Below are 8,367 nucleotides of genomic sequence, written 5' to 3'. Positions count from 1 at the left end.
CGCCGCCCGCCGCCCGTCACGAGGCACCGCTACCCGGCACTGCGCGCTGACCGCTGGGCACACGCGGCGGCTACGCGGGGCGCCGCATGCGAACCGGTACCGTCACCTGCCGAGCGGGCTCCGACACCAGAACATACAGATCTGTATGTAAGTGTAGAATCGTCGGAATGACCAGGACCGCCGCCGATAAGCCGCAGCGCCGAACCCAGGAGCAGCGCAGCAGCGAGATGCGCGTCCGGCTGCTCGACGCCACCATTGATTGCCTGGTCGAATACGGCTACGCGGGGACAACGACGCCGCGGGTCGCCGAGCGGGCTGGGGTCACGCGCGGGGCGCAGGTGCATCACTTCGGGTCCAAGAACGATCTCGTCGTCGCCGCGATCAGCCACCTGGCGCAGCGCCGCGCGGAGACCGCGATGCGGGAGATGGCGAAGGTCGAGAGCGGCGCCGACCCCGTCGCCGCGGCGCTGGACTTCCTATGGGAACTGCACCAGGGACCGCTGTTCATCGCGACCGTCGAGCTGTGGGTTGCGGGCCGCACCGATCCGGTGCTTGCCTCGGCCATGGAGAAGGTCGAGCCGTTCGTCAACAACGCGGTGCTGCTGGCCGTGGCCCGCTTCGTCCCGGACGAGATGCGCCGCAAGGACGCTCGCGATTTCGTCTACACCGCCATGGACGCCCTGCGCGGCATCCTCATCTCGAACTTCATCGACCCCGACACGGGAAGGGCCCGGCGACGCTGGGCCCGCGCGTCGGCGAATCTGCGCGCCGCGGCGACGGCGAGTCTGGTGCCGCGAGCGAAATAATGCGACGCGCGCCGACACTGAATCCCGTTGGTGCCGAAGCGCGATGATGCAGAAATGGCTTGGCGCTGAAATGTATCAACCTGAAGTGTGCAGATGTGGAGGCGCGTCGATACCGAAGCACGCCGATGTCGAAGCACATCGACGCCGGAGTGCCCCGATGCCGAGGCGTGCCGACGTTGAAGTGCCCTGGAGCAGAAGCGCGTTGATGCAGAAGTGCATCAACGTCGAAACGCGCTGCTGTTGACGCGTGGTGATGCAGACCGCGGTGAGCGATACCTACGCCGCGGTGATGTTCGTCGGAATTCTCTGGGCGGCTATGGAGTTCGAGCCATGTGCTTCCTCATTCGTTGTTCGGGGCGACGTTCGATGTTCGTCCGAGCGCTCCTCGAAGGCCTTGTGCTTCTCGGCGTCGACGTCATCGGGGAACGCGTGGTCGTAGGCGGGGAGCGCTCCCTCCGATGCTCCGCGGCTGCCCCAGGGCTCCGCGCTCTCCTGTGGAGGTTGCCGAGTCGTGGGCGTTGGGGCGCGTCCGGTTGACATGTCAGCGGCAAATGGCGCAGATACACAACTAGTTGTATGTCCGTCAATGCGTAATTGACCTGGTAGTTCGAACAAGCGGAACCCCGATTGGCTCCGCACCCTTGCGGTCTTACATACAGCTTTGTATGTTTGTTTCAGCTCGATCCGGTCGGATCGGACGCTGATGTCCGCCGCCGCGCCACCGGTGCATCCGCCGCGGCGCGGGCAGGCACGAAGGGAGGAGTTCGATGGCGAACAAGGTCTACGTCGTCGGCGTCGGCATGACGAAGTTCGAGAAGCCGGGCCGTCGCAAGAACGAGGACGGCACCGACTGGGATTACCCGGACATGGCCCGCGAGTCGGGCACCAAGGCCCTCGCCGACGCAGGCATCGATTACCGGGAGGTCCAGCAGGCCTACGTCGGCTACGTCTACGGCGAATCCACCTCCGGCCAGCGCGCGGTCTACGAACTGGGCATGACCGGCATCCCGGTGATCAACGTCAACAACAACTGCTCGACCGGTTCGACCGCGCTGTACCTCGCGGCGCAGGCGATCCGCGGCGGGCTCGCCGACTGCACGCTGGCGCTGGGCTTCGAGAAGATGCAACCCGGCTCGCTCGGTTCCACCTGGGACGACCGCGAGCAGCCGATGGCCAAGCACGTGATGGCGCTGGCCGAGATCTCCGAAGTGCTCTTCCCGGTGGCGCCGTGGATGTTCGGCGCGGCGGGCCGCGAGCACATGAAGGAGTACGGCACCACCGCCGAGCACTTCGCCAAGATCGGCTACAAGAACCACAAGCACTCGGTGAACAACCCGTACTCCCAGTTCCAGGACGAGTACAGCCTCGACGACATCCTCGGCGCGCGGATGATCTACGACCCGCTCACCAAGTTGCAGTGCTCGCCGACCTCCGACGGTTCCGGCGCGGTGATCCTGGCGAGCGAGGACTTCGTGAACTCCCACGACCTCGCCGGGCAGGCCGTGGAAATCGTCGGCCAAGCCATGACCACCGACTTCGCCTCCACCTTCGACGGCACCGCGAAGAACCTGATCGGCTACGACATGAATGTGCAAGCCGCGCAGCAGGTCTACCGGCAGGCGAACCTCGGCCCGGAGGACTTCCAGGTCATCGAGCTGCACGACTGCTTCTCGGCCAACGAACTTCTGCTCTACGAGGCGCTCGGTCTGTGCGGCCCGGGCGAGGCGGCCGAGCTCATCGACGAGAACCAGACCACCTACGGCGGCAAGTGGGTCGTCAACCCCTCCGGCGGCCTCATCTCCAAGGGCCATCCGCTGGGCGCCACGGGGCTTGCGCAGTGCTCCGAACTCACCTGGCAGCTGCGCGGTGCGGCCGACAAACGCCAGGTCGAGGGCGTCACCGCCGCACTGCAACACAACATCGGCCTCGGCGGGGCCGCGGTCGTGACCGCCTACCAGCGCGCCGACCGCTGACCCGAAAACCACCATTCGACAGGAGAAATCAATGGGACACATCGAAGCGACCAAGGACGTCAACGCCACCCCGGAAGCGCTGTGGGCGGTCGTCTCCGACCCGCAGACCTGGGACAAGTGGTTCACCATCCACGAGCGCTTCATGGAGGAGCCGCCCACCGTCCTGGCCGAGGGGTCCAAGCTGGTGGCCAAGATCGTCATGCTCGGCATGGCGAACAAGCTGGAGTGGACCATCAAGGCGGTCGAGGCCCCGAACAAGCTGACCCTCGGCGGCACCGGAATGGCCGGGGTGAAGACCGAATTCACCTTCGACATCCAGCCCAAGGGCGCGGGCAGCACCATCCTGGTGTCCGGCGACTTCGAGGGCGCGCTGATCAAGGGCGCGCTCGGTAAGGCGGTCGAGAAGGACGGCATCAAGCAGCTGGACAAATCGCTCGACCAGCTCGACGCGCTGGCCTCGGCGTAGGGCATCGCGATGACAGCGGAAACCACTGCCGCCCGCGTCGTCGAATTCGACGACGCGGGCCTGGAAACCTGGTGCGACGAGGAACGTTTCGAGGTGACCTCGGAACGGATCGCCGAATATGCCGCGGCCACCAACGATCCCATCGCGGCGCACCGCGCGGGCGAGGTGGCCTCGCCGGTGTTCGGGATCGTCCCGGTCTTCGAGGCCATGATGATGCCGGTGATCGACGTGGCGCCGATGGACATCTTCGGCCGGGTCGTGCACGGCGAGCAGGACTTTCACTTCCACCGTGCCATCCGGCCCGGTGACGAGCTGGTCACCCGCGCCAAGGCGGTCGGCTACGCGAGCAAGTCCAACGGCAGCACCATCACCATCCTCATCGAATGCCGGGACGAGGACGGGGAACTGGTCAACGAGCAGTATCTGACCGCGTTCTTCCGCAACATCGACGCGGGCAAGACCGTCGGGCAGTCCGCGCCCGCGCACAAGTTCGACGAGTCGTTGCGCGGCGCCGAGCCGTTCGCCGTCGTGCCCCAGCACATCGACCACGACCAAACCTTCCGCTACGCACCGGCTTCCGGCGATCCGGTACCGCTGCACCTCGACGAGCAGGTCGCCAAAGACGCCGGGCTGCCCGGCATCATCGCGCACGGCCTGTGCACCATGGCATTCGCGTCATGGGCGGTGCTCACCGAGGTCGCGGGTTCGGACGTGTATCGGCTGCGCCGCTTCGCGGTGCGCTTCGCCAAGATGGTCTTCCCCGGCGACGACCTGGAGACCCGGATCTGGAAGGTGGGCGCCGCCGACGGCGTCACCACCTACGCCTTCGAGACGGTGCGCGGCACGGATGTCGTGCTGAGCGACGGCCTCGCCGAGATCGCCGACTGAGCGAGCGGCCCGCGGTGATCTCGCCGCGAGCCGGCACCCCATTCATCACACCTCGCCCGATCCGGCGGGCGAGCCCACAGCACAGGAGACGCACACATGGGCGCATTGGAAGGAAAGGTCGCCGTCATCACCGGCGCGGGCCGGGGGATCGGCCGCGAGCACGCGCTGCTGTTCGCGAGCGAGGGCGCGCGCGTCGTCGTCAACGACCTCGGCGGCAGCAACGCGGGCGAGGGGAGCGATTCCGGCCCGGCTCAGCAGGTGGTCGAGGAGATCGTCGCGGCGGGCGGCAAGGCTGTCGCCAACACCGACGACATCGCTTCCTGGGAGGGCGCGCACAACCTGGTCCAGCAGGCGGTGTCGGAGCTGGGCGGGCTCGACATCGTGGTCAACAATGCGGGCATCCTGCGCGACGTGTTCATCGCGGGCATGGACGAGGCGCAGTGGGACGCCGTGATCGCGGTGCACCTGAAGGGCCACGCCGCGGTGCTGCACCACGCGGCCGCGTATTGGAAATCCCAGAGCAAGGCGGGCAACCAGCCCAACGCGGCCGTGGTCAACACGGCGTCCGCGTCGGGCACCACCATCCCGAACGCGGGCCAGGCCAACTACGGTGCCGCCAAGGCGGGCATCGCCGCGCTGACCCTCGTCGCCGCCGACGAACTTGCCCGCTACGGCGTGCGGGTGAACGCGATCGCGCCGATCGCCAGGACCCGGCTCACCCTCGCCACGCCAGGGATGGGCGAGATGATGGCCGCCGAGGCCGAGGCGGCCGAGGAAGCGGGCGGATTCGATGCCTTCAGCCCAGCCAATATCTCCCCGTTGGTCGCATACTTGGCTTCGGACAAGTGCCCGATCACCGGCAAGGTGTTCGCGGTGCAGGGCGGCGCCATCTCCGAGCTGGCGGGCTGGCACGACGTCAAGACGATCGAGACCGAAGGCCCCTGGCTCCTCGACGACATCGCCGCTCGGCTGCCCTGAGGCTGGGCCGCCAGAAAGGAGAACGACGATGTTCGAATGGTCCGAGACCGATGTGATGGTCCGTGACGCGGTGCGCACCTTCATCGACAAGGAGATCCGCCCGCACCTGGACGCGCTCGACAGCGGCGAGATGCTGCCGTACCCGATCATCCGGAAGCTGTTCAGCGAGTTCGGTATCGACGCGATGGGCGGCGAGGCTGTCGAGAAGCTGCTCGCCAAGCAGCGCGCCAAAGAGGAGGCGCTCGCGGCCGGTGCGCCCGCGCCGGAGAAGAAGGGCGAGAAACGTTCCGGCGGTAGCCCGTTCAGCGGCCAAGAGTCGCTGATGGCGGTGCTGATCAGCGAATTGTCCGGTGTCTGTATGGGTTTGGTCACCGCGATGGGCGTCAGCATCGGGCTCGGCGCGACCACCATCATGTCGCGCGGCACGCTGGCGCAGAAGGAGCGCTGGCTCGCCGACATCGTGACGATGAAGAAGGTCGCGGCCTGGGCGATCACCGAACCCGATTCAGGCTCGGACGCGTTCGGCGGCATGAAGACCTACGTCAAGCGCGACGGCGAGGACTACATCCTCAACGGCCAGAAGACCTTCATCACCAACGGTCCCTTCGCCGACGTGATGATCGTCTACGCGAAGCTGGACGAGGGCGACGGGGCGGACAAGCGTGAGCGCAGGGTGCTGACCTTCGTCCTCGACAAGGGCATGGAAGGCCTCAGCCAGGGCAAACCCTTCAAGAAGATGGGCCTGCACGCCTCGCCCACCGGCGAGCTGTTCTTCGACAACGTCCGCGTCGGCCGGGATCGGCTGCTCGGCGAGACCGAGGAGCACAAGGGCGGCGACGGCCGCGAGTCCGCGCGCTCCAGCTTCACCGCCGAACGGATCGGCGTGGCGTTCATGGCGCTGGGCATCATCAACGAATGCCACCGGTTGTGCGTCGAGTACGCCAAGAGCCGCAAGCTGTGGGGTCAGGAGATCGGGCGCTTCCAGCTGGTCCAGCTGAAGCTGGCCAAGATGGAGATCGCCAGGATCAACGTGCAGAACATGGTGTTCAACGCGCTCGAGCGCGGCCGCGCGGGCAAGCCGCCGACCCTCGCCGAGGCCTCCGCCATGAAGCTCTACTGCTCCGAGGCCGCCACCGACGTGGCGATGGAAGCGGTGCAACTCTTCGGCGGCAACGGCTACATGACCGAATACCGTGTCGAACAACTGGCCCGCGACGCCAAGTCCCTGATGATCTACGCGGGCAGCAACGAAATCCAGGTCACCCACATCGCCAAGGCCCTCCTGTCCTGACGTTCGCACACCTGACACCCACGCCCCACATAGGCACCGCCTGTGTGGGGCGTGGGTACAGCGTGTGAGGTCAGACCGCGCGCAGGTGGTTGCGGCTGGCGTAGACGTGTTCGGCGATGAGGGTGGCGATCCGGTCGGGGGCTTCCAGCATGGGGACGTGGCCGACGCCGTTGACGAGGATGCGGTCGGCGGAGTCGGGCAATTCCTTCAGGTAGCGGCGGGCGTAGACGCGGTTCGGGATGATGCGGTCGTGCTCGGCGAGCAGCAGCCGGACCGGGGTGGCCAGGTCGGACAGGTCGGCGAGGGCGGGGGCGCGCAGGCCGCCCGCGATCATCGGCAGCATCGCGGAGCAGTTGAGCGCGGCGCGCAGGACGTTCGCGATCTCCCGGCGCGGCACCGCCGAGGCGTGCTTGCTCAACAGGAACAGCGCGAAACGCTGGGGGATGAAGTTGTCGGTGGCGAAATCGCCGAGCCGCCTGCCGATTCGGACGAGCGGAACCAGCGAGAGGAACTTCAGCCCGACCCGGAACTGGGTGAGGGAGGGGACATTCCAGCCACCCGCGGGCGCGATGAGCGTCAGCGTGCGGGCCCTGCCGCGGCGGGCGAGTTCCACGCCGACCCAGGCGCCCAGCGAGTTGCCCGCGATATGACAAGTGCGCCAACCCAATTCGTCGAGCTGGGCTTCGATACCGTCGGCAAGCGTGGCGACGCCGGTGGACCATCCTTCGGCGGGCGGGCCGCCCCAGTGACCCGTCAGGGCGGGGGCGTACACCTCGCAGTGCGAGGACAACCGCTCCGCGGTGCGTTCCCAGCAGTGCGGCGAGAGCATGAAACCGTGCAACAGCAGCAGCGGATCGCCGGAACCCAGGTGCAATGCCTTGATCGGTCCGGGTTGGTCGGCCGTGCGGGCGACGGTTCGCGGTCGAGCGGAACGCGAGGCGGCCGGGGACTTGGAGGTGTCGGACGTCATCGTCAGCACCCCTTCCTGGACGGCGGTGTCCGGGGGCAATATCTCTGACCAGCATTGTACGGTCGTTACGTGCCCTACATCATCTCGACTGTGAACGTAAACGGCGTCCGAGCGGCCACGGGTAAGGGCATGCTGGACTGGCTCGCGGCCACCGAGGCCGACATCGTCTGCCTGCAGGAGACCCGCGCCACCGACGAGCAGACCCGCGCTGCCCTGGCGCCCGCGCTGGCCGACGGCTGGTGGCTGGCGCACGCCGAGCCGGGGTCCAAGGGCAGGGCCGGTGTCGGCATCCTCTCCAGGCGGGAGCCGAAGGCGGTGCGCGTCGGATTCGGCAGCGCCGAGTTCGGCGGCTCCGGGCGCTACCTCGAAGCCGACTTCGACGAGGTGACTGTCGCCAGCGTCTACGTGCACTCCGGCGACGCGGGTACCCCGCGCCAGGACGAGAAATACCGGTTCATGGCCGAGTTCGGCGCCTACCTGAAGGCCCGCACCGGCGAGTTCGTGGTGAGCGGCGACTGGAACATCGCGCACACCGAACGCGACCTTAAGAACTGGAAGGGCAATCTGAAGTCGGCCGGGTTCCTGCCGGAGGAACGCGCCTGGATCGACGAGCTGATCGCCGCGGGCTACGTCGACGTGGTGCGTCAGCTGCATCCCGGCGTCGACGGGCCGTACAGCTGGTGGTCCTACCGCGGCCGCGCCTTCGACAACGATTCGGGCTGGCGCATCGATTATCAGCTGGCGCGCGGCGACCTGCCCGGCCGCGCCAAGCAGGCCGTCGTCGAGCGAGCCGCCGCCTACGATCAGCGCTGGTCCGACCACGCGCCGGTCACGGTGCAGTACCGATGAACAGCAAGGTGCTTCGGGCGCTTGCGGCGCTCGGCGCGGTGGCAGTCGTCTTGCTGGTCGCGATGCTCGCGCTGCGCGGCGGCTCCGATACCGACCGCACGGCGGGCTCGGCCACCGCGACCGCCCGCGCCACCGCGACCGCCTCC

8 protein-coding genes are annotated in these 8,367 nt (G+C 67.5%); 7 read left to right on the top strand and 1 reads right to left on the bottom strand.

Features of this window, described 5'->3' with window-relative positions; all coding sequences use genetic code 11:
* The first annotated feature begins 167 nt into the window (after nucleotides 1-167).
* The 6 genes from NL1_RS35010 to NL1_RS34980 all read left to right on the top strand — a co-directional run bounded on the left by NL1_RS35010 (nucleotide 168) and on the right by NL1_RS34980 (nucleotide 6,402).
* Nucleotides 168-806 (top strand): TetR/AcrR family transcriptional regulator, encoded by a 639-nt coding sequence (locus tag NL1_RS35010; protein WP_067849022.1) that lies wholly within the window; start codon nucleotides 168-170, stop codon nucleotides 804-806.
* A 767-nt stretch (nucleotides 807-1,573) separates the two neighbouring features.
* The gene (locus NL1_RS35000) at nucleotides 1,574-2,779 is read left to right on the top strand and encodes a lipid-transfer protein (RefSeq protein ID WP_067849016.1); all 1,206 of its coding nucleotides are present in this window, start codon (nucleotides 1,574-1,576) and stop codon (nucleotides 2,777-2,779) included.
* Between the two features lie 31 nt (nucleotides 2,780-2,810).
* The gene (locus NL1_RS34995) at nucleotides 2,811-3,245 is read left to right on the top strand and encodes a type II toxin-antitoxin system Rv0910 family toxin (RefSeq protein WP_067849013.1); all 435 of its coding nucleotides are present in this window, start codon (nucleotides 2,811-2,813) and stop codon (nucleotides 3,243-3,245) included.
* Between the two features lie 9 nt (nucleotides 3,246-3,254).
* Nucleotides 3,255-4,133 (top strand): MaoC/PaaZ C-terminal domain-containing protein, encoded by an 879-nt coding sequence (locus NL1_RS34990; RefSeq protein WP_067849010.1) that lies wholly within the window; start codon nucleotides 3,255-3,257, stop codon nucleotides 4,131-4,133.
* Nucleotides 4,134-4,229: 96 nt separating this feature from the next.
* Nucleotides 4,230-5,111, top strand: a complete 882-nt coding sequence (locus NL1_RS34985) for an SDR family oxidoreductase (protein WP_067849006.1) — start codon at nucleotides 4,230-4,232, stop codon at nucleotides 5,109-5,111.
* Nucleotides 5,112-5,139: 28 nt separating this feature from the next.
* Complete coding sequence (locus NL1_RS34980; RefSeq protein WP_067849003.1) at nucleotides 5,140-6,402, top strand: acyl-CoA dehydrogenase family protein; 1,263 nt, start codon at nucleotides 5,140-5,142, stop codon at nucleotides 6,400-6,402.
* 70 nt (nucleotides 6,403-6,472) lie between these two features.
* Here the strand turns inward: NL1_RS34980 and ephH are convergent, their stop codons facing one another.
* Entirely contained in the window at nucleotides 6,473-7,372 is a 900-nt protein-coding gene (gene ephH / locus NL1_RS34975) for an epoxide hydrolase EphH (RefSeq protein ID WP_084511408.1), read from the bottom strand.
* Nucleotides 7,373-7,441: 69 nt separating this feature from the next.
* Between ephH and NL1_RS34970 the strand changes: the two genes are divergently transcribed.
* Complete coding sequence (locus NL1_RS34970) at nucleotides 7,442-8,221, top strand: exodeoxyribonuclease III (protein ID WP_156095194.1); 780 nt, start codon at nucleotides 7,442-7,444, stop codon at nucleotides 8,219-8,221.
* Nucleotides 8,222-8,367: the final 146 nt, after the last annotated feature.

It is taken from the genome of Nocardia lijiangensis NBRC 108240 (assembly GCF_001613045.1).
Lineage (GTDB): Bacteria > Actinomycetota > Actinomycetes > Mycobacteriales > Mycobacteriaceae > Nocardia > Nocardia lijiangensis.
This window is presented reverse-complemented; position numbering and strand designations above follow the sequence as displayed.

What these genes read in the sequence shown, in the direction of transcription:
- NL1_RS34985 (WP_067849006.1), top strand. Translation starts at nt 4,230, where the DNA reads ATGGGCGCATTGGAAGGAAAGGTCGCCGTCATCACCGGCGCGGGCCGG.
- NL1_RS35010 (WP_067849022.1), top strand. Translation starts at nt 168, where the DNA reads ATGACCAGGACCGCCGCCGATAAGCCGCAGCGCCGAACCCAGGAGCAG.
- NL1_RS34995 (WP_067849013.1), top strand. Translation starts at nt 2,811, where the DNA reads ATGGGACACATCGAAGCGACCAAGGACGTCAACGCCACCCCGGAAGCG.
- NL1_RS34980 (WP_067849003.1), top strand. Translation starts at nt 5,140, where the DNA reads ATGTTCGAATGGTCCGAGACCGATGTGATGGTCCGTGACGCGGTGCGC.
- NL1_RS34990 (WP_067849010.1), top strand. Translation starts at nt 3,255, where the DNA reads ATGACAGCGGAAACCACTGCCGCCCGCGTCGTCGAATTCGACGACGCG.
- NL1_RS35000 (WP_067849016.1), top strand. Translation starts at nt 1,574, where the DNA reads ATGGCGAACAAGGTCTACGTCGTCGGCGTCGGCATGACGAAGTTCGAG.
- ephH (WP_084511408.1), bottom strand. Translation starts at nt 7,372, where the DNA reads ATGACGTCCGACACCTCCAAGTCCCCGGCCGCCTCGCGTTCCGCTCGA.